Raw genomic sequence first — 21,357 nt, 5'->3', positions numbered from 1 at the left:
GTTGTGGGCGATCAGCGAACGCTTTGCCACAGAACAACACCTGTACCCCTTTCACAGAATTAACCGTCTGGTACATTTTACGGACAACGGTCGCCCAACGGTGCGGGCACCTCAGAACAAGAGCCCATCGCCATGAACTCAAACTCCACGCAACTTTCCATCCTGGCCGGCCTGATCGGGGCCGGCATTCAGGCGTCCCGTACCCCGTCGCTGCACGAGCACGAAGGGGATGCGCAAGGCATGCGCTATCTGTATCGCCTCATCGACATCGAAGCGCTGGACCTGGACGCCAGCGCCCTGCCCAGGCTGATCGATGGCGCCCAGCGCAGCGGTTTCACCGGCCTGAATATCACTTATCCGTGCAAGCAGGCGGTCATCCCGCTGCTCGATGAGCTGTCCCCGGAAGCGCGCGCCATCGGCGCGGTCAACACGGTGGTGTTCAGAGATGGGCGGCGCATCGGCCACAACACCGATTGCCTGGGCTTTGCCGAAGGCTTTCGCCGCGGGCTGGGTGACGTCGCCAGACGCCGCGTGGTGCAAATGGGCGCTGGCGGCGCCGGTGCCGCAGTGGCCCATGCGCTGCTGGGCGAAGGCGTTGCTGAGCTGGTGATTTTCGATGTCGACGCCGGCCGTGCCCGAAGCCTGGTGGACAACCTGAACGCCCACTTGGGCAACGGCCGCGCGCGGGTCGGCCATGACCTGCCGGCCGCCATGGCAAACGCCGATGGACTGGTGAATACGACGCCGGTGGGCATGAGTAAGCTGCCCGGCACACCGCTGCCGGTCGAATTGCTGCGCGCGGACCTGTGGGTGGCGGAAATCGTTTATTTCCCGCTGCAGACCGCACTGCTCGCCCACGCCAGGGAACTGGGTTGCCGCACGCTGGACGGCAGCACGATGGCGGTGTTTCAAGCGGTCAAGGCATTCGAACTGTTCACCGGCGTCCCGGCGAACGCCGAGCGGATGCAGGCTTTTTTCAGCGCACAGGCGCACTGAAATTTCGTCAGGTTCGACATCGCTCATAGCGCCGGCGTCGAGCCGCAGCCGACATCAGTCCACACCGGGCCAGGCCTCGACAAGCGGCCCGCCCGGGGCGCTGGATCAAGGCATCAGGTAGCGGGCGACCGAATCGCTGATCATCGCTTTCTGTCGCGACTTCACGTCCAGGTCTTCGAGGTCGATCTGGAAGATCTCCGAAAAGGTGTGGCGGTTCGACACGCGATAAAAGCAGAACGAGCTGATCAGCATGTGCAGATCCACCGCCTGCACGCCCGGGCGGAACGCGCCTTCCTTTTCGCCACGGCGCAGGGTTTCGTCCAGCGCCTGCAAGACGTGCTGGCTCAAGGCGCGAATGGTCGGTGACTGCTTGACGTTTTCGCCGTTGTGGATGTTTTCGATGCACACGATCCGCACGAAATCGACATTGCGGTCATGGTGATCGAAGGTGAACTCGACCAGACGCTTGATCGCCTGAGCAGGCGCCAGAACGTCCAGATTCAGGCTGCTTTCGGTGTGGCGGATGTCCCCGTACAACTTCTCCAGCACTTCGCTGTACAGCTGTTCCTTGCTGTTGAAGTAGTAGTAGATCATCCGCTTGGAGGTTTGCGTCCGTTCGGCGATGGCATCGACCCGGGCGCCCGACAGTCCTTGGGCTACAAACTCGGCGACGGCCGCCTGCAGGATGCCGTCTCGGGTTTTTTCCGGGTTGTTCTTGCGGCTCTTGCGTGGCGCCTCTACGGGCACTTCGGCAAAGGTCTCGTCGACAGTTTTCATGCTTGGCTCACGACCACGGTGGAATCGCGCGATTATGAGCCGCGCTGCCGCGTTACGGAAGCGGCATATGCCAGCATGCCGCGCATCCGCTCACAGCCGCTTGTGCCGCGCCCCTCCGCTTCGCGATTTGGCCATGGCCGCCAGACGCACGGCCACATTGGCTGCGCCATAACCGGTGTAGCCATTCTTGCGCTGCAGGATCTCGAAGAAAAACCGGTCATCGAACGCTTCGGTGTAGACGTGAAACAGCTCGCCGCCGTTGGCATCGCGGTCATACAACACGTTGTAATACGCCAGTTCGCTGAGGAATTCGTCGTCGAAATCGAAACGGGCCGCCAGGTCGTCGTAATAGTTCAGCGGGATGTCCAGCAATTGCACGCCCGCTTCTTTGGCCCGGGCCACCTGGGCAAAGATGTCGTCACACGAGAACGCAATGTGGTGCACGCCCGAGCCGCGATAGCTGGACAGCGCATGAGAAATCGCTGTATTGCGGTTCTCGGAAATGTTCAGCGGCAGGCGCACGGTGCTGCAGCGACTGCGCAATGCACGGCTTTTCACCAGTCCGTAGGGGTCGGGCAACACGACTTCGTCGTCCGCCTCGAAATCCAGCAGGCCCTTGTAGAAAAGCACCCAGCTGTCGAGACTCTCGGCCGGCAATGCCATAGCCATGTGGTCGATCCGCTGTAAGCCGCCGCGAGGGGCTGCTGTGCTGCCGATCGTGAAGTCGCTGTCGTAGATCGACTGCCCGGGCGTTGCGGGTTCGACCAGATAAATCAGGCTGCCGTCCGGCGCGCGAACCGCCGGGATTTCCCGCTCATTGGGCCCCACCAGCCCGCGATAAGGCTGGCCCTTGTACTGTCGGGCACGCTCCAGCGCGGTGCTTGCGTTCTGCACGCGCAGTGCAGTGGCGCACAACGATGGGCCGTGGGACTCGAAAAAACTGTGGGCGAACGAATAGGGCTCGGCGTTGAGCACAATCTTGATGTCGCCCTGCCCCAGCAGGCTCACGGCCTTGGAACGATGCTGACCGAGTTTGGCGAAACCCAGGTCTTCCAGCCAGTGACTCAGTCGCGCGCCCTGCGCATCGTCGACGGCAAATTCGAGAAACTCGACGCCGTCGTACGCACTCGCCGCCGGCGGACTGAACAGCAGTTCCTGCGCAACGGGCTGCGCGTCCTGCTGGAGGCGCTCGCGGGTTTTCTCTTCCAGATAAAGCAACGAACGCAATCCATCCGCAGCATTGGCCCGCGTGGGCGCTGCACGAAAACCGTCGTTGAAGATTTCCAGCGACAGCGGCCCGGTGTAGCCGCTCTTGAGAATCGGCGCAAGAAAGCCCGGCAGGTCGAACTCACCCTGGCCAGGGAAGCAGCGGAAATGCCGACTCCACTCCAGCACGTCCATGGCGAGCAACGGCGCGTCTGCCATTTGCACGAAGAAAATCTTGTCGCCGGGGATGTCGGCGATGGCGCGAGGATCGCCCTTGAGCGACAGCGTGTGGAAGCTGTCGAGCAGCACGCCCAGCGCAGGATGATCGATCTGGCGCACCAGGTTCCACACCTGCTGCCAGGTGTTGACATGCCGCCCCCAGGCCAGGGCCTCGTAACCGATCCGAAGTTTGCGCGCCCCGGCCCGCTCGGCCAGCAGCGACAGGTCGTCCAGCAGAACGCGTTCATCGCCGAGCGAATCACTGGCGGTATTGCTACAGACCAGCACCAGGTCGGTGCCCAGTTCCTGCATCAGGTCGAACTTGCGCTCGGCGCGGTCGACATTGCGTTGCAAGCGGTCCCGGCGGCAGCCTTCGAAGTCCCGAAACGGCTGAAACAGCGTGATGGCGATGCCCAGGTCGGCGCACATCTGGCGCACGTTGCGGGGGCTGCCGTCGTAGTAAAGAAGGTCGTTTTCAAAGATTTCCACACCGTCGAACCCGGCGGCGGCAATGGCTTCGAGTTTTTCCGGCAGTGTTCCGCTCAAGGAAACGGTGGCGATCGAGCGCTGCATTAGGTGACTCCTGAGTGATCTCATGGCCGCACCCGGACAAACCGATCGTTGTCGGCTGCAGCCTGGGTGTCAAAGCGATTATTCTCCCGGTATCCTTTTACAGCAATTTAAATGTACGGACCGGTTAGTTTTGTGTTCGATAATCGCCCAAAAGCGCCCTGAGTCAATTGACGCTCTCGCCGTCGATGTCCACCATCGTTTGCACATTGTCGGACAAGGTGAACATCACAGCTCCAGCCCGCTGCCGCCTTGCATCCGGGTACGCGTCACCGGACAGAACCATAACAATTCCAAGACAGGTTAAATGCTCATGCGCTCATACCCTGCTACGCCTGCGCCCGCCGCAGCGACCCCCGTGCACCCGCATGCCGGGATCGGCGAGAAAATCCGCGGCGCCTTCGCCATCGGCAAGACCCGCTGGGGCATGCTCGCCCTGGTGTTCTTCGCTACCACGCTGAACTACATCGACCGCGCCGCGCTGGGCGTCATGCAGCCGATCCTGGCCGAGAAGATGAGCTGGACGGCGATGGATTACGCCAATATCAACTTCTGGTTCCAGGTCGGCTACGCCGGCGGCTTTCTGCTGCAGGGCCGGTTCATCGACAAGGTTGGCGTCAAACGGGCGTTCTTCCTCGCCGTTCTGCTCTGGAGCTTCGCCACCGGCGCCCACGGCCTGGCGACCTCCGCGGCCGGCTTCATGGTCTGTCGCTTCATTCTTGGCCTGACCGAAGCGGCCAATTACCCGGCCTGCGTCAAGACCACGCGTTTGTGGTTTCCGGCAGGCGAGCGCGCCGTCGCGACCGGGATCTTCAACGCCGGGACCAACGTCGGCGCCATGGTCACTCCCGCCTTGTTGCCGCTGATCCTTACCGTGTGGGGCTGGCAGGCTGCGTTCCTGTGCATGAGCGCGTTGGGCCTGACCTGGGTGGTGATCTGGCGCTTGAAGTATTTCAATCCCGAAGATCACCCGACGGTGCGCCAGAGCGAGCTGGATTACATTCACCAGGGCAACGAGCCTGATTGCGCTCCGGCAAAGGTGCCCTTTTCGCAGATTCTGAAAATGCGCGGCACCTGGGCCTTCGCCCTGGCCTACGCGCTGACGGCGCCGGTGTTCTGGTTTTACCTGTACTGGCTGCCGCCGTTTCTCAATCAGCAATACAACCTGGGCATCAGCGTCACGCAGATGGGGATTCCGCTGATGCTGATCTGGCTGACCGCCGACTTCGGCAGCATCGGCGGCGGCATTCTGTCTTCCTGGCTGATCGGTCGCGGAATGCGCGCGACGACGGCGCGGCTGGTGTCGATGCTGGTTTTCGCCCTGACGATCATCTGCGTGGTCTTTGCCGCCAACGCCAGCGGGCTGTGGATGGCGGTGCTGGCGATTGCCCTGGCGGTCGGGGCGCATCAGGCGTGGACGGCGAATATCTGGAGTCTGGTGATGGACTACACGCCCAAGCACATGATGAGCACGGTGTTCGGCTTCGGCGGCATGTGCGCCTCCATCGGCGGCATGTTCATGACCCAGATTGTCGGCGCCGTGCTCACCGCGACCCACAACAACTACAACGTGCTGTTCACGCTCATCCCGGCGATGTATTTCATCGCACTGGTGTGGATGTACCTGATGGCGCCTCGGAACGTCGATCCGACCGGCGAATGAGCCGGACAGGCCCGATACCGCGGGCCACCGCACCGCTTGCCGACGTCGGGCCAGGTGTCAACCGCAGGCCCGCGTCGGCGCCCTTCAGCCACCCTTCTTGCGTTGTTGCCAGGCAGCCGCCAGACCGCTGAGGCAGATGATCGCGATGCCCGCCTGGGCAGTCAGCGATGGTGCGTGGTTGAACACGATGAAACCCCAGAGCCCGGCAAAGACGATCTGGCAATACCCGAACGGCGCCAGCAACGCAGGCGCGGCAAAGCGGAACGCCTGAGTGAGCATCAAATGCGCGACCATTCCACAGGTGCCCAATGCCAGCATGAAGGGGATGTGTCGCCACTCCGGTGACTGCCAGAAGAACGGCACGATGGCGCTCATCAGCAGGCTGTTGAACAGCCCGGCGAAGAAGTTGCTGGTGGTCGGGCTGTCATGCGCCGCGACCAGTCGCGTCAGCAACTGATAACAGGCAAAGCACAATGCCGATCCCAGTGGCAGCAGGATCGCCGGGGTGAACAATTCGCCGCCCGGGTGCACGATCACCATCACGCCGCCGAACCCCACCAGCACCGCGATCCACTGTCCGCGGCTGACGGTTTCCTTGAGCAATGGCACCGACAATGCCGTCACCAGCAACGGGGCGAGGAAGTTGACCGCGGTCGCCTCGGCGATCGGGATGAACATCAGGCCGCTGGTGAACAGCAGACTGGTGCCCAGCAGACACACTGCGCGCAGTGCCTGCAGGCCGGGCTTTTTGGTGCGCAGCACGCGCAGCCCGGACGACGGCATGAAAATGCACGCCATCAGCGCGGTGTGCACGACATACCGAATCCACACGACCATCATGATCGGGTAGATGCCGGAGAGGTATTTGGAGAGCGTGTCGTGACTGGAAAACAGAAAGGTCGCCAGGACGATCAGTGCGATCCCCTTGAGCGGCTGGTTGACGCCGGAGAGCGGCGTGCTGGTGGTACTCATCAGCTTTCCTTTGGCCTTGCGTGAATGCGTGGTCAGTCCGTTGCCTCTGCGAGCATCTGGCCAGACGTAAGAAGAATATAGAAGGAGTCGTCAGATAACCAAACAAACCTGAAACATCGAGTCGTTTTTCTGACCGCTCGGTGACGCTTTCATCCACCTTTTCAACCCGCCTGGCGCCACGCGCAGGCCGGTGTCTCTTTTCCGCGGCCCTGATTTCACGCAGACTGCCGCTCTGGACAGCTCGGGATCGGGGACAGCGTGGATCGTATTCAGGAAATGAGCATTTTCGTGGCCGTTGCCGAAGGTCCCAGCTTCGCCTCGGTTTCACGTCGTCTGGATTTGTCCACGGCCACCGTGACCCGTGCGGTCGCGCAACTGGAAAGCCGGCTGGGGACCTTGCTGGTGGTGCGCACGACACGCCAGTTGCGGCTGACCGAATCCGGCCTGCGTTTCGCCGAAGATTGCCGGCGCCTGTTGTCGGACCTGCACGAGGCGGAAAGCTCCGCTGCCGGCATCCATGCCACGCCCCATGGCCAACTGACGATCACCGCGCCCCAGGTCTTCGGCGACCTGCACGTCACGCCGATCATGACCGAGTACCTGACCGAGCACCCGCAGGTGCAGATCCGCGCGCTGCTGATGGACCGCATCGCCGCCCAGCTGGAAGAAGGCATCGACGTGTCGGTGCGCATCGGTCAGTTACCCGACTCATCGCTGACTGCGATCCGTGTCGGTCAGGTGCGGCGCATGGTCTGCGCCTCCCCCGCCTATCTCGCCGCCCACGGCACGCCGATGCACCCCCATGAACTCGTCCAGCGCGAAACCGTCTCCGTGGTGATCACCGGGCGCAGTGTCGACTGGGGTTTCAATATCGACGGCCGGGTGCAGGATGTGAAGGTGCAGTCCAGACTGGCCATGACCTCGTTCACCGCCTCCATACACGCTGCCGTCGATGGCTGGGGGCTGACCCAGGTGCCGTCTTACCAGATCCGCAGCCGACTGCAATCCGGCGCGCTGTGCCCGGTGCTGGAGTCCTTCGAGGTCCCGCCGATGCCAGTCTACGTCGTGTACGCCGAAGGACGTCGCGGCTCGTCGAAAGTGCGCTCTTTCGTTGACTTGTGTGTCACGCGCCTGCGGGCGGATCTGGACTACGCGGTGACCGACCAGTGAACGGCGCTGTTCTGCGCGCCGCCGACGGCTGCGCGGATGCCCTCGGGCAAAGGTCTGTGAGGAACGACAAAGGATGATCGATGGATAAGTTGCTGGCACTGAAAATGTTCGTGGAAACCGTCGACGCCAAGGGCTTCTCGGCAGCCGCCCGGCAACTGGGCGTGGCGACGTCAAGCGTGACCCGGATGATCGACTCGCTCGAGTCGGAACTGGGCACCGTGCTGTTCAACCGCTCGACCCGTCAGGTCACGGTGTCCGACGCGGGCGCGGCGTACTACCAGCGGGCGCGCAAGATTCTCGATGACGTGGCCGACGCCGACGCGACCGTCACGGACACCGACGAGGAGCCTTCCGGGCCGCTGCGTATTTCAGTGCCCACCGCCTTCGGTCGCCGGATCATCGCGCCGCGTCTGGGCATGCTCATGGCCCGCCACCCTCGCCTCGAACTCGACATCACGCTGACCGACAACATCGTCGACCTGTTTGCCGAACGCGTTGACCTGTCCATCCGGCTGGGTGCTGCAGCGCCCATGGATGGCGTGGTCTCGCGCACGCTGGGTGAGTTCCGTCGCCGCGTGATTGCCAGCCAGGCGTACCTGACCGATCGGGGCGAGCCGCTGAAACCTGCGGATCTGGCCAGCCATGACTGCCTGCGTTTCAACTTCGGCAGCCCTCAACAGAGCTGGAATTTTCTGTCGATCGAGGGCGAGGTCCGGGTGCCGGTCAGCGGCCGCTTCAAGAGCAACAACGCGGAAGTCCTGCGCGAGATGGCGAAGGCTGGCGGAGGCATCGCGCTGCTGCCGGACTGGCTGATCGACGAGGATATCGCCGACGGCGCGCTGATCGAATTGTTCGAACACAGCCCGGCCTACCCGGACAACGCAGTGGGCCAGATCAGCGCCCTCTATCTGCCGAACCACCGTGGGTCCAGGCGGGTCAAGGCGTTCATTGGGTTCATGCACGAGATCCTCGCTCGCTGAGCCCTTGCAGCCTGCGCAACGGGCTTTTGCGCAGGCGGCCGATTCTCCCGGCAACGCATGCGCCGTAACGTGGAGGCCATCACACACCTTCCACGCAACACGCATTCGAGACCACGACCATGAAGCTCTTCACCCCGATCACGCTCGGCCACCTGACCCTGAACCACCGCGTCGCGATGGCGCCGCTCACCCGCTCCCGCGCTGGCCAGCCGGGCAATGTGCCGACGCCGATGAACGTCGAGTATTACCGTCAGCGGGCCAGCGCGGCACTGATCGTCACCGAAGCCACGCAGATTTCCCCGCAGGGTCAGGGTTATGCCTGGACACCCGGCATCCACAGCGCCGAACAGGTCGCCGGGTGGAAGCAGATCAGCGACGCGGTGCATGGCGAAGGCGGCAAGATTTTCCTGCAGCTGTGGCATGTCGGCCGGGTGTCGCATCCCGTGTTTCAGCCCGGTGGCGGCTTGCCGGTCGCGCCAAGTGCCCTGCCCGTACCCGGCAAGACATTCATCCTCGACGAACAGGGCCATGGCGTCTGGGGCGATGTCCCGGTCCCGCAGGCACTGAAGATCGAAGGCATCCAGGCGATCATCGCCGATTATCGCCGCGCCGCCCGCAACGCAATGCTCGCCGGAATGGATGGCGTGGAGATTCATGCGGGCAACGGTTATCTGCTCGATCAGTTCATCAACTCGGCCAGTAACGTGCGCGACGACGCTTACGGTGGCTCTATCGAGAACCGGGCGCGGCTGGTGCTCGAAGTCACTCGAGCGGTGATCGATGAGGTCGGCGCGCAGCGGGTGGCCGTGCGCCTGACACCGATGGGCCGTTTCATGGGCATGGGCGACGACACCCCGGAAGACACCTTCAGCTACATCGTTCGCCAGCTCGATACGCTGAATCTGGCGTATCTGCATCTGGTGGAGCCGGCAATGGTCGGCACCGTGCGCGACGAGCAGTTCGATCCGCGCTGGGACGTGATCATCAAACGTCTGCGTGCCGAGTTCAAAGGTCCGCTCATGCTGGCTGGCGGCTACGACCAGCAGAGCGCCGAACAGGCTCTGCGGGATGGGCGCGCCGACCTGATTGCCTTCGGCCGCCCCTTCATCGCCAACCCGGATTTGCCCGCCCGCCTGCGCGGCAATCATCCGCTCAACGCGGCCGACAGCGAACGTTTCTTCGGTGGCGATGCGCAGGGGTATATCGATTATCCGGCGATGGCGTAATCGCGGTCCGGGCCAGTTCTGAACGTCATGATTGTCTGCCGTGCAACAGCGCATGAGTGGAAGCCGGACAATCTCGCGCTTTTCATCAACTGCGATGATTTGCCGTATCGACAATCAGTATTTCTGGCCCGTCAACCCGATGACTAACATGACCCCATCAGCAAGCCATGCCCTGTCTGCGTGCTCAAACGGACAGGTGGGAGCCCGTCATGAAATATGCACTTTTTGCCGCACTTTCCCTGTTCAGTGTTTATGCCTCGGCCAGTGACTCCGCTGACGCTGCAACGTCCAGCAGCGCAGCGAGCCCGGCCACTCAGTACGATTACACGCAGGATCTGGACATTGCCAAGGTCGTGCGCATCAGCAACGCCAACGCCGGCGCCGACCGCTGCGGTCCGGTCAAGGCGCAAATGGAGTATCTGGACAGCAAAGGCGTGACGCACAAGCTGGAGTACACACGCCTGGGCGACACTTGCGAAAACGGCTGATCCTGACTGAAAAATCCGCGTCGCTCAAAGAAACACGCCGACGCCTAGCGACGAACCGACTTCGGGTGCTCGTCGTCCTGCCCCACCATCAACATCAACGCGTCACGCTTGGCCAGCAAATGCTGACGCAGAATGGCGCTCAGGCGTTTGCCATCCCGGGCCTCGAGCGCCTGGATCATCTCCTCGTGGTCGTGCACCGCCCTGTCCCACTTCGGGGCCTGAAGATTGGAGCGAAAGCGCAGCGCCTGGATGCGCCCGTTCAGCGCCATGTAGGTCTGACGCAACGCCGAATTGCGTGCCGCCTGATTGATCAGGTCGTGAATGGCCCGGTTGCGCTGGTAGTACCCCGGCAGGTCGTTCTGGTTCTTGCACACCACCATCGCGTAATGCAGGGCCTTGATTTCGTCCAACTCGTCGGCCGTGATGCGTTCACACGCCAACTCACCGGCGAAGGCTTCCAGACCGCTCATCAGCTCGAACGCTTCACGGATTTCCAGTTCCGACATTCGCGCGACACTGGCGCCGCGGTTGGGCCAGATGTCGATCAGACCCTCTGCCGCCAGCACTTTCAGCGCTTCACGCAACGGCGTCCGGGAAATGCCCAGCGTCTCGCACAATTCTCGCTCGTTCAGCTTGGTGCCCGGACCCAGCGTGCCCTCGATGATGAAGCCGCGCAAATGCTCCACCACGGTGTCGTGCAGGCGCTGGCGCGCAAGTTTCGGCAGTTGCCGCACACCCTCCGCAAGCGACGGGAAATCTGAATCTTGCATACAAAATCCTCTCGGCGATGGAGGAATACTAAGACATATTTCCTGATTTGGCAGGCGACTGGTGTGAATTGGCCACCGCGACCCCTCGATTTGACGCGGCTGAAAGCGCTGCTAATGTATTTTGCATTCAAAATACAAAAACAGAGGCACGCCATCATGAAACTCGATTTTCACCCTGCCGGTCGTCATTTTCTGCAGATTCCAGGGCCCAGCCCGGTGCCGGACCGCATCTTGCGAGCCATGAGTTACCCCACCATCGATCACCGGGGCCCTGAGTTCGGCGAACTCGGGCTCAAGGTGCTAAGCGGCATCAAAAAGATCTTCAAAACCGATCAGCCCGTGATCATCTACCCGGCGTCCGGCACTGGCGCCTGGGAGGCCGCGCTGTGCAATACGTTGAGCGCAGGTGACAAAGTGCTGATGTTCGAAACCGGCCATTTCGCCACGCTCTGGAAAAAAATGGCGGAAAGTCTGGGCATCGAACCTGAGTTTCTGGGTCGGCCCGGCATCGAAGGCTGGCGCCATGGCGTGGACGCCACCAGGATCGAAGAACGTCTGCGCAGCGATTCAGCGCATGCCATCAAGGCGGTGTGCGTCGTGCACAACGAAACCAGCACCGGCGTCACGTCGGACATTGCCGCAGTGCGCAGGGCCATCGATGCCGCCGGGCACCCGGCACTGTTGCTGGTGGACACTATTTCCGGCCTCGCTTCGGCGGATTATCGTCACGATGAATGGGGCGTCGATGTGACCGTTTCCGGCTCGCAGAAAGGCCTGATGCTGCCGCCCGGCATCAGCTTCAACGCCGTCTCGACCAAAGCCATTGCCGCCAGCCAGACCGCGCGTCTGCCGCGCAGTTTCTGGGCGTGGGACGAAATCATCGAGATGAACAAATCCGGGTATTGGCCCTACACGCCCAACACCAATCTGCTGTACGGCTTGTCCGAGGCGCTGGACATGATTCTGGGCGAAGGTCTGGACAACGTGTTCGCTCGCCATCATCGCCTGGCGCAGGCCTGCCGCATCGCGGTCAATGCCTGGGGCCTGCCGATCCAGTGCGCCGACCCGGCCGTCTACAGTCCGGTGCTCACCGGCGTGATGACGCCCGACGGCGTGGACGCCGATCAGGTGCGCAAGGTCATTTACGAGCGCTTCGACATGTCGCTGGGCACGGGCCTTGGCAAGATGAAGGGCCGCATGTTCCGCATCGGTCACCTGGGCGACTGCAACGATCTGACGCTGATGGCGACCCTGGCCGGCTGCGAAATGGGCCTGCAGATGGCGGGCGTGAAACTCAACGGCAGCGGCATCGCGGCGGCCATGGATTTCATCGGTTCGCAAGACGTGCCTTTCCGGCGGTAATCAGGCAACCGGGCGGTAATCGGTTTACCGCCTGAAGCCTGCGACGTACACCTGCTCCTGATCTATCCCGACTCACGCGCCTGCCTGGCGCGAACAATAAGAAACTGGAGATAGCGTCATGAAACTGTTTCGCCTGCGCCCTACGAGCATGGTGCTGTTCATGCTCTGCATCATGTATTTCATCACCTACCTGGACCGCGTCAACGTCAGCACCGCCGCTTCGGGCTTCGGCGCTGAATTCGGCTTGTCCAATACGCAGATTGGTCTGGTGTTTTCGGCCTTTGCGTATCCCTACCTGGTCTTTCAGGTCATCGGCGGCTGGATCAGCGACAAATACGGCGCCCGGCGCACGCTGATCGTCTGCGGCGCGCTGTGGGGCGTGGCGACCGTGCTCACCGGTTTCGCCGGCGGCCTGTTCTCGTTACTGGCCGCACGTCTGCTGCTCGGGCTGGGGGAAGGCGCGACCTTTCCCGCCGCCACCGCCGCGATGTCCCGCTGGGTCGCCAAGGAAAAACGCGGATTCGCCCAAGGCATTACCCATTCCGCCGCACGCATCGGCAACGCAGTCGCCCCGGCAGCCGTGGTGGCCATCATGGCCGCCTACAGCTGGCGTGCGGCGTTCTTCGTGTGCGGCGCCATCAGTCTGGTCTGGGTCGTGCTTTGGGCGTTCGTGTTCACCGAACATCCCAAGGACCATCCGCGCATCACCCAGGCCGAACTGGCGCTGCTGCCGCTGCCCAAGGGCAAGGCGCCGAAAGTCCCGTGGAAAGCGCTGTTCAGGCGCATGTTTCCAGTGACCATCGTGTACTTCTGCTACGGCTGGACGCTGTGGTTGTTCCTGTCCTGGATTCCGCAATACTTCCTGCACAGTTACAACATGGACCTGAAGAAATCGGCAATCTTCGCCTCGGCGGTGTTCCTCGCTGGCGTAGTCGGCGACACCCTCGGCGGCCTGGTCACCGACCGCCTGCTGATCAAGACCCGCTGCCTGAAACGCTCGCGCAGCTGGATGGTTGCGGTGTGCATGTTTCTGACCCTCGCGTGCCTGGTGCCGGTGATGTTCGGGCACAACGCTTACCTGTCGATGGTGTGCCTGGCAGGCGGCTTTTTCTTCGCGGAGATGACCATCGGACCGATGTGGGCGATTCCCATGGACATTGCACCGGAGTTCAGCGGCACCGCCAGCGGCATCATGAGCACCGGTTCGGCTGCGGCGGCGATTCTGTCGCCCGTGGTTTCAGGGTATCTGATTGACCGCTATGGCAGTTGGGACCTGCCTTTCGCCGGCAGCATGCTGCTGATGGCCATTGGTGTGATTCTGGCGTTCGGGATGAAGCCGGAACACAAATTCGAGAGCCCGGCCGAGCCTGTCGTCGGCGCCGGGAACGAGCCTGAGCATCCGACGACTTCCGTCGTGGTCAGCAAATGAGGTTAAAGTAACGACGCTGGCTCCGCCGTCCGTTGCCTTCCTGCGAGCGGGCTGTGGAGCGCTTTCCATTCAATAGCATGAAGGAAGTCCCGCGTGAATCAATCGTCTCACCCAGCGAACATTGCCGAATTGATCGTCGACGCCATGCATAATGGTCAGAAGATCGTCGAGATCCGTCCCGAGTACGTCCCTGCCGATGCCGCTGGCGCGTACGCCCTGCAACGGGAAATCCTGCGCTTGCGTGACACCACCGTGGGTGGCTGGAAAGTCGGCTCCAAATCCACCTCGGGCGGTCCGATCAACGGCGCGCTGCTGCCGGAAGACGGGCTGTTTGCCAGCGGCAGTCAGGTGGAGTGCGTCGACTACCCTTCGCCCATTCTCGAGCTGGAAATCGCCTTTCGCCTGAACCGCGAATTCGCGCCCCGTGAAGCGCCGTACTCCGATGAAGAAGTCTTGAGCGCCATCGGCTTCATGGGCGCGACCATCGAAGTGGTTTCCAGCCGCTTCGCAGCGTGGCCGAAGGTCGAGCCGTTACTGGCACTCGGTGATCTGTTGAACCACGGTGCGCTGATCGTTGGCGATTTCGTGCCTTACGACGCCAGCTTTCCCTTCGTCGAGCCAGCGCTGACTTTTACCTACGGCGACGAAGACATCGTCCCGGGCGACGGCGCCAATCCGGCCGGCGATCCGCGCCGCCTGTTGCCGTGGCTGGTCAATCACCACACCGGCAATGGCCAGCGTGTCACACCTGATCTGGTGATCACCACAGGCTCCTACACCGGCATGTACCAGACCAAAGGCCCCGGACAAGCCGTGGGCGAGATCCGCGGTCTGCCGCCTGTATCGGTGGAATTGATCTGAGGCCCAGCCTCACTGCAAAGCCCCGGCGGGAGTGAGCCGACTGTCTTTAACGCCTCCTTCGATCAGCGGCCTGACACTCGACGCCTTCCCGGCTAAAGCCGGTCCTACGAACAGCGTGCGGCGTCTGTAGGACCAGCTTCAGCCGGGAAAAGGCCTGACGCCGGTCTTACGAACAGCGTGCGGCGTCTGTAGGACCGGCTTCAGCCGGGAAAACGCCTGACGCCGGTCTTACGAACAGCGTGCGGCGTCTGTAGGGCCGGCTTCAGCCGGGAAAAGGCCTAACCCCAGTCTTACGAACAGCGTGCGGCGTCTGTAGGACCGGCTTCAGCCGGGAAAAGGCCGGTGCAAGCGGTGGAGATGCGGAGGCTGGTAGTCAGCCTTCGCGAGCGACCTCGCTCCTGCAGGTTTTTGGATTCGCCCTGACAGCGCCATACGACCTTGTAGGAGCGCGCTTTCAGGCTTTGTGGGCAGACCGACACTTACCAAAAGTCCCTCACTGCTGAGTCCAGTACCCCGGCCGGTTGTACACCTCTTTCAAAAACGCGATGAAAAACCGCACTTTCGCCGGCAGGTAATGTTGTTGCGGGTAGACGCCCTGAATGTCGTAGCTGGGCAGTGCGAACTCGTCGAGCACGGTGACCAGGCTGCCGTTTTCTAATTCGTTCTGGATTTCCCACGTCGACCGCCAGCTCAGGCCCAGGCCACGTTTGGCCCAGTCGTACAGCAGTTCGCCATCGTTGCAATACAGATTGCCTGCCACCTTGATCGCCACCTGCTTGCCGTCACGCAGAAAGGTCCAGCCACGGTGCTGGCCGCCCTGCAGGTTGAAGGACAGGCAGTTGTGCTCGGCCAGTTCCTCGAGCGTCGCGGGAAAGCCGCGTTCGGCGAAATACGCCGGCGAGCCGCAGACCACGCGCTTGTTCGCGTAGAGCTTGATCGCCACGTAATTGGGGTCCAGGACTTCGCCGATGCGGATGCTCATGTCGTAGCCCTCACGCACGAGATCGACGACGTTGTCGGTCAGGTTGAACGACAGCTGCAGATCAGGAAACCGTGCCTGGAATTCCGGTGCATGGGGCGCGACATGCTGGCGGCCAAAGCCTGCCGGCGCCGATACCACCAAGTGGCCGCGCACACTGCTTTCGTTTTCGCTGATGCTCGCGTCCAGCTCCTCGAATGACTGCAGCACCGACCTGGCGTTCTCCAGGTAAGACTCGCCAGCGTCGGTCAACGTCAGGCCACGGGTCGAGCGGTGAATCAACTTCACCCCCAGACGATCCTCCAGCGCGCTCAGGCGCCTGCCCATGATCACCGGCGTCACGCCTTCGACCAGCGCCGCTGCGGCGAAGCTGCCCCGGGTCGCCACCAGCACATAGCTGCGCACCTCTATGTAACGATCCATCCGATACTCCTGATACCGACAGAACTGCCAAAAGCAGCCATTCACAAACAGTTCAATTCAAATCACGCTGCTTACGTACAAAAACTATCGAGTTCAGGAGACTAACAAATGACCATCATGAGAGCCATCGAAGCCGCCGTTCTGGTGATGCGTCGCGAAGGAGTCGATACCGCGTTCGGTATCCCCGGCGCTGCCATCAACCCGCTGTATGCCGCGTTCAAGAAACTCGGTGGCATCGATCACGTGCTGGCCCGCCATGTGGAAGGCGCCTCGCACATGGCCGAGGGCTACACCCGCGCCATCGCCGGCAATATCGGCGTGTGCATCGGCACCTCGGGCCCGGCAGGCACCGACATGATCACCGGCCTCTACTCGGCCTCCGCGGACTCGATCCCGATCCTCTGCATCACCGGACAGGCGCCGCGTGCGCGCATGCACAAGGAGGATTTCCAGGCAGTCGACATCGCCAGCATTGCCGCGCCGGTGGCCAAATGGGCCACCACCGTCATGGAACCCGGCCAGGTGCCGTACGTCTTCCAGAAAGCCTTTCAGCTTATGCGCAGCGGGCGCCCCGGCCCGGTGCTGATCGATCTGCCGTTCGACGTGCAAATGGCTGAAATCGAATTCGACATCGAGGCCTACGAGCCGCTGCCGGTGATCAAGCCACAAGCCAGCCGCAAGCAGATCGAAAAAGCCCTGACGATGCTCAATGCCGCCGAGCGTCCACTGATCGTCGCCGGCGGCGGCATCATCAATGCCGATGCCTCGCAGGCGCTGGTGGAATTTGCCGAACTGACCGGTATTCCGGTCATTCCCACGTTGATGGGCTGGGGCGCGATTCCCGACGACCACCCGCAGATGGCCGGCATGGTCGGGCTGCAGACGTCGCACCGGTACGGCAACGCGACGCTGCTGGAATCGGACCTGGTGCTGGGCATCGGCAACCGCTGGGCCAACCGTCACACCGGCACCGTGTCGGTGTACAGCGAGGGCCGCAAGTTCATCCACGTCGACATCGAACCGACGCAGATCGGCCGCGTGCTGATGCCGGATCTGGGCATTGTGTCCGACGCCGGTGCTGCGCTGGCGATGTTCATTGAGGTCGCTCGTGAGTGGCACACGGCGGGCAAGCTGAAAAACCGCAGCCAGTGGCTTGCCGCTTGCCAGGAGCGCAAGCGCACCCTGCAGCGCAAGACCCATTACGACAACGTTCCGGTCAAGCCGCAGCGCGTGTACGAAGAGATGAATCAGTACTTCGGCAAGGACACCTGCTACGTCAGCACCATCGGCCTGTCGCAGATCGCGGGCGCGCAATTTCTGCACGTCTACAAGCCGCGGCACTGGATCAACTGCGGTCAGGCCGGCCCGCTGGGCTGGACCATCCCGGCGGCGCTGGGTGTGGCGAAGGCGGACCCGGGGCGCAGCGTGGTCGCGCTGTCCGGTGACTACGACTTCCAGTTCATGATCGAAGAGCTGGCCGTGGGCGCGCAATTCAAGCTGCCATACATCCACGTGGTGGTGAACAACTCCTATCTGGGATTGATTCGTCAGGCCCAGCGCAATTTCGACATTGATTACTGCGTGCAGCTGTCGTTCGACAACATTAATGCGCCGGAGCTGGAAGGGTATGGCGTCGACCACATCGCGGTCGCAGAAGGCCTGGGCTGCAAGGCGATCCGCGTCAGTGACCCGGCGCACATTCAGGCCGCCTTCGCCGAAGCCACGAGCCTGATGCAGCGCTACAGCGTGCCCGTTGTTGTGGAAGTCATCCTGGAACGCGTGACCAATATCGCCATGGGCACCGAAATCAATGCGATCAACGAGTTCGAATCACTGGCGCAAAGCCGTGATGACGCCCCGACCGCCATCAACCTGCTGGACTGATCAGCGCCATCTACCTGCTCAAGGAGCTCACCATGCCACGTGTCTGCGCCAACCTGTCCATGCTGTTCACCGAGCTGGACTTTCTGCAACGCTTCGAAGCGGCCGCCAATGCCGGGTTCAGCGGCGTCGAGTACCTGTTTCCCTATGACTTCAGCTCCGCTCAGATCAAAGCGCAGCTGGACGCCCACGGCCTGACGCAGGTGTTGTTCAACCTGCCTGCCGGTGACTGGGCCAAGGGCGAGCGAGGCATCGCTTGCCATCCGGACCGGGTCGAAGAGTTCTACGCCGGCGTCGACCTGGCGATTGCCTACGCCAAGGTGCTTGGCAATACCCAGGTCAATTGCCTGGCGGGCATCAAGCCGCAGGGCTACGACGATTCGCTCATCGAGAGAACCTTCGTCGACAACCTCAAATACGCCGCCGACAGGCTGCAGGCTCAGGGCATCGACCTGGTCATGGAGATGATCAACACCCTCGATATTCCGGGGTTCTACCTCACCACCACGGCGCAGGCGCTGGCCATCCGGGACAAGGTCGGCAGCCGCAACCTGTCGCTGCAGTACGACATTTATCACATGCAAATCATGGAGGGGGATCTGGCCCGCACCCTGGAGAAACACCTGCCGGCGATTCGGCACGTGCAACTGGCGGACAACCCGGGTCGGCACGAGCCAGGCACGGGCGAGATCAATTACGGTTTTCTGTTCGGGCACCTGGACAGACTCGGTTATCGGGGCTGGATCGGCTGCGAATACAAGCCGCTGACCAGCACCGAGGCTGGCCTCGGCTGGCTCAAGACGCACAATCTGATCTGAACAGGCTCGCGGTCCGCGCAGAAAACTCATTCCTGCAGAACACCGCCCACGACATAACAAGAGGCTTATCGCATGGCTAACATCGGATTCATCGGCACCGGCATCATGGGCCTGCCCATGGCGCACAATCTGCAGAAAGCAGGTCATCGGCTGTTCCTGTCGCGGCACTTTTCCGCCCCGCCCGCTTCGCTGGTCGAGGGGGGTGCCACGGTGTTGAGCAACCCGCGCGAAGTGGCGCAGGAGGCCGAATTCATCATCGTGATGTTGCCTGACACACCTCAGGTCAATGAGGTGCTGTTCGGTGACGATGGGGTCAGCGAGGGCACCGCCGCGGGCAAAGTCGTGATCGACATGAGCTCGATTTCGCCGTCCGCGACCAAGCTGTTCGCAGAGAAAATCAACGCGACCGGCGCGCAGTATCTGGACGCTCCGGTGTCCGGCGGTGAGGTGGGCGCCAAAGCCGCGACCCTGAGCATCATGGCCGGTGGCGAGCAAGGCACCTTCGACCGCGCCCTGCCGCTGTTTCAGACCATGGGCAAGAACATCACCCTGGTCGGCGGCAACGGCGACGGTCAGACCGCCAAAGTCGCCAACCAGATCATCGTCGCGCTGAACATTCAGGCCGTTGCCGAAGCGCTGCTGTTCGCCTCGAAAAACGGCGCTGATCCTGCCCGGGTCCGCGAGGCGCTGATGGGCGGATTTGCCTCGTCGAAGATTCTCGAGGTCCACGGCGAACGGATGATCAAGGGCACATTCAATCCGGGCTTCCGCATTGCGTTGCACCAGAAAGACCTCAACCTGGCCCTGGAAGGCGCCCGTGAACTGAGCCTGAACCTGCCGAACACGGCCAACGCCCAGCAAGTCTTCAGCACCTGCGCAGCGCTGGGCGGCAGTGGCTGGGACCATTCCGGACTGATCAAAGGCCTTGAGCACCTGTCGAACTTCTCGATTCGTGGCGATCACAAAGCGGACTGAGCCACGCCGCAGTGCATCTGCGCCACTCAGATCGCGCCCACAAAAAAGCCAGGCCTCCTTGCGGATTGCCTGGCTTGCTTGTACTCAAGCCGCGGGTGTTCAGAACACGTTGATCGGGTAATCCGCGATCAGACGAAATTCCTTGGCGTCGCCGTCCGGCTGGTCGCCGTTCGCGGTATGCCATGCCTGACGCATACGAAGGGACAGGTCTTTGGCCGGGCCCGACTGCACGACATATTTGGCTTCCAGGTTGGTTTCATGATGTTTGCCATCATCGCCATAGCCGGTGTAGGTGGAATTAGACGGCAAGTGCGAACCGTCGATGTCATCACCGTGAACATAGCGCACCATGAAACTCAAGCCCGGTACCCCGTAACTTGCCATGTTCAAGTCATAACGCGCCTGCCAGGACTTCTCGCCAGGACCGTTGAAGTCAGAATACTGAATGGAGTTGGCCAGGAAGATAGAGTCGCCGGTGTCGCCCGCCCCGTTATTGCCGAAAGCCACATAGTCGAAAGGGGTATCGCCGTGCACTTTCTGGTAAGCCAGCGTGACCGTGTGGGCAGTGAGGAACGAATAAGCGGCGGCCAACGACCAGGTGGTGTTGCTGATATCGCCCGCTTTTGCGGCGCCGGTGTCGTTGGTGCGATAGATATTGAAGTCGAAGTTCACCGACTGATCATCCGTCAACGCCAATGTGTAGTTGGCGTTACCGTAGTACTGGCGCCAGACATCTTTGAGGTCCGAACCATACAGGCTGACCGTCAGGTTGTCGGTGATCGCGTATTTGCCGCCGGCGTAATCGATGCTGCTCGCCTCGACGTTGGCGTAAGCCGCCCAGATACCATGGTCATTGTTGGTGGTGATCGGGCCGTTACTGCCCGTGAAGTGACCACCGTCCAGTTCCAGGTTGGCAATGTCACTGCTCAGCAGATTGAAACCGGTTGCTGTCTGTGGAAACAGACGCGAGCCACCGGCGGCAAATACCGGGGCTTGTGGCTGGAGGTTGCCGTAACGCAATTCGGTCTTGGAAATGCGCATCTTGAGCGCGCCGCCCGCGGTGCCGTATTCGTCCTGCGGATTGCCATGGCTGTCGACCGGGAGGTTACCGGTGCCGGTGGTGCCGCCACCGCCGTCGAGCTTGATGCCCCAGTAACCATAGGCGTCGACGCCGAAGCCGACAGTGCCTTGGGTGAAGCCGGAGCTGAAGTTGCCAAGCACGCCTTGAGTCCAGTCTTTGCTGTCGTCCTTGGTGTTCTTGTTATCGCGATTGAAGTAGTAGTTCTTGAGATGAACCGTGAGGCTGCTGTCATTGACGAAGCCCTTGGCCTCGGACTGATCACTGACAACCCCTGCCATTGCCAGCTGACTGACACCCAGCGAAACCGCGAGCGTCACGAGGTTCCATTTCACAAACGTCATTATTATCCCCTGTCTCAATTAAGGCCCAACGTTCCGCAACCCCGTAAGATACGAGGCATCGTTCTGAGTTCAACGAAAGATGAAACGGTGGAATAAGCGCTACGGCAGATGGGCAAAAAAACATCATCGCTGCGGATTGATAACCACGGCAAAACCACGGGCTTTCAGCC

18 protein-coding genes are annotated in these 21,357 nt (G+C 61.8%); 12 read left to right on the top strand and 6 right to left on the bottom strand.

The window, feature by feature from the left end; all coding sequences use genetic code 11:
• The first annotated feature begins 132 nt into the window (after positions 1-132).
• On the top strand, positions 133-996 hold the full coding sequence (locus QRN36_RS23140; RefSeq protein ID WP_285426187.1) for a shikimate dehydrogenase: 864 nt from the start codon (positions 133-135) through the stop codon (positions 994-996).
• Between the two features lie 105 nt (positions 997-1,101).
• Here QRN36_RS23140 and QRN36_RS23135 read toward each other — a convergent pair whose 3' ends face one another.
• Complete coding sequence (locus QRN36_RS23135) at positions 1,102-1,773, bottom strand: TetR/AcrR family transcriptional regulator (RefSeq protein WP_285426186.1); 672 nt, start codon at positions 1,771-1,773, stop codon at positions 1,102-1,104.
• A 90-nt stretch (positions 1,774-1,863) separates the two neighbouring features.
• On the bottom strand, positions 1,864-3,771 hold the full coding sequence (gene quiC / locus QRN36_RS23130) for a 3-dehydroshikimate dehydratase QuiC (protein ID WP_285426185.1): 1,908 nt from the start codon (positions 3,769-3,771) through the stop codon (positions 1,864-1,866).
• A gap of 310 nt (positions 3,772-4,081) precedes the next feature.
• On the opposite strand from quiC, the gene QRN36_RS23125 reads away from it, so the two are divergent.
• Positions 4,082-5,431, top strand: coding sequence for an MFS transporter (locus QRN36_RS23125; RefSeq protein ID WP_285426184.1), 1,350 nt, complete (start codon positions 4,082-4,084; stop codon positions 5,429-5,431).
• 84 nt (positions 5,432-5,515) lie between these two features.
• Here QRN36_RS23125 and QRN36_RS23120 read toward each other — a convergent pair whose 3' ends face one another.
• Entirely contained in the window at positions 5,516-6,403 is an 888-nt protein-coding gene (locus QRN36_RS23120) for a DMT family transporter (protein ID WP_285426183.1), read from the bottom strand.
• A 258-nt stretch (positions 6,404-6,661) separates the two neighbouring features.
• On the opposite strand from QRN36_RS23120, the gene QRN36_RS23115 reads away from it, so the two are divergent.
• From QRN36_RS23115 to QRN36_RS23100, 4 genes are all read left to right on the top strand, one after another.
• Positions 6,662-7,573, top strand: a complete 912-nt coding sequence (locus QRN36_RS23115; RefSeq protein ID WP_285426182.1) for a LysR family transcriptional regulator — start codon at positions 6,662-6,664, stop codon at positions 7,571-7,573.
• A gap of 80 nt (positions 7,574-7,653) precedes the next feature.
• Positions 7,654-8,553, top strand: coding sequence for a LysR family transcriptional regulator (locus QRN36_RS23110; protein ID WP_285426181.1), 900 nt, complete (start codon positions 7,654-7,656; stop codon positions 8,551-8,553).
• Positions 8,554-8,672: 119 nt separating this feature from the next.
• A complete protein-coding gene (locus QRN36_RS23105; protein WP_285426180.1) occupies positions 8,673-9,779 on the top strand; it encodes an alkene reductase in 1,107 nt (368 codons plus the stop codon).
• 209 nt (positions 9,780-9,988) lie between these two features.
• Positions 9,989-10,267, top strand: coding sequence for a DUF2790 domain-containing protein (locus QRN36_RS23100; RefSeq protein ID WP_093458843.1), 279 nt, complete (start codon positions 9,989-9,991; stop codon positions 10,265-10,267).
• A 44-nt stretch (positions 10,268-10,311) separates the two neighbouring features.
• Here QRN36_RS23100 and QRN36_RS23095 read toward each other — a convergent pair whose 3' ends face one another.
• Complete coding sequence (locus tag QRN36_RS23095) at positions 10,312-11,037, bottom strand: GntR family transcriptional regulator (protein WP_285426179.1); 726 nt, start codon at positions 11,035-11,037, stop codon at positions 10,312-10,314.
• Between the two features lie 156 nt (positions 11,038-11,193).
• Between QRN36_RS23095 and QRN36_RS23090 the strand changes: the two genes are divergently transcribed.
• From QRN36_RS23090 to QRN36_RS23080, 3 genes are all read left to right on the top strand, one after another.
• Positions 11,194-12,399, top strand: a complete 1,206-nt coding sequence (locus QRN36_RS23090) for an alanine--glyoxylate aminotransferase family protein (RefSeq protein ID WP_285426178.1) — start codon at positions 11,194-11,196, stop codon at positions 12,397-12,399.
• A 118-nt stretch (positions 12,400-12,517) separates the two neighbouring features.
• Positions 12,518-13,828: an MFS transporter gene (locus tag QRN36_RS23085; protein ID WP_285426177.1), complete on the top strand. Its 1,311-nt coding sequence runs from the start codon at positions 12,518-12,520 to the stop codon at positions 13,826-13,828.
• Positions 13,829-13,921: 93 nt separating this feature from the next.
• A complete protein-coding gene (locus QRN36_RS23080; RefSeq protein ID WP_285426176.1) occupies positions 13,922-14,689 on the top strand; it encodes a 2-keto-4-pentenoate hydratase in 768 nt (255 codons plus the stop codon).
• 493 nt (positions 14,690-15,182) lie between these two features.
• On the opposite strand, the gene QRN36_RS23075 is transcribed toward QRN36_RS23080, so the two are convergent.
• Positions 15,183-16,091 (bottom strand): LysR family transcriptional regulator, encoded by a 909-nt coding sequence (locus QRN36_RS23075; RefSeq protein ID WP_285426175.1) that lies wholly within the window; start codon positions 16,089-16,091, stop codon positions 15,183-15,185.
• Between the two features lie 108 nt (positions 16,092-16,199).
• On the opposite strand from QRN36_RS23075, the gene gcl reads away from it, so the two are divergent.
• The 3 genes from gcl to QRN36_RS23060 all read left to right on the top strand — a co-directional run bounded on the left by gcl (position 16,200) and on the right by QRN36_RS23060 (position 19,765).
• Positions 16,200-17,975 (top strand): glyoxylate carboligase, encoded by a 1,776-nt coding sequence (gene gcl, locus QRN36_RS23070; protein WP_285426174.1) that lies wholly within the window; start codon positions 16,200-16,202, stop codon positions 17,973-17,975.
• 32 nt (positions 17,976-18,007) lie between these two features.
• Complete coding sequence (gene hyi, locus QRN36_RS23065) at positions 18,008-18,790, top strand: hydroxypyruvate isomerase (RefSeq protein WP_285426173.1); 783 nt, start codon at positions 18,008-18,010, stop codon at positions 18,788-18,790.
• A 72-nt stretch (positions 18,791-18,862) separates the two neighbouring features.
• Complete coding sequence (locus QRN36_RS23060; RefSeq protein WP_285426172.1) at positions 18,863-19,765, top strand: 2-hydroxy-3-oxopropionate reductase; 903 nt, start codon at positions 18,863-18,865, stop codon at positions 19,763-19,765.
• A 99-nt stretch (positions 19,766-19,864) separates the two neighbouring features.
• On the opposite strand, the gene QRN36_RS23055 is transcribed toward QRN36_RS23060, so the two are convergent.
• Positions 19,865-21,187, bottom strand: a complete 1,323-nt coding sequence (locus QRN36_RS23055) for an OprD family porin (RefSeq protein ID WP_285426171.1) — start codon at positions 21,185-21,187, stop codon at positions 19,865-19,867.
• Positions 21,188-21,357 lie beyond the last annotated feature (170 nt).

Origin of the sequence: Pseudomonas sp. efr-133-TYG-103a, from assembly GCF_030209235.1 — a bacterium.
Taxonomy (GTDB): Bacteria; Pseudomonadota; Gammaproteobacteria; order Pseudomonadales; family Pseudomonadaceae; genus Aquipseudomonas.
The sequence above is the reverse complement of the archived record's forward strand: the minus strand, read 5'-3'. Positions and strand labels throughout refer to the sequence as shown.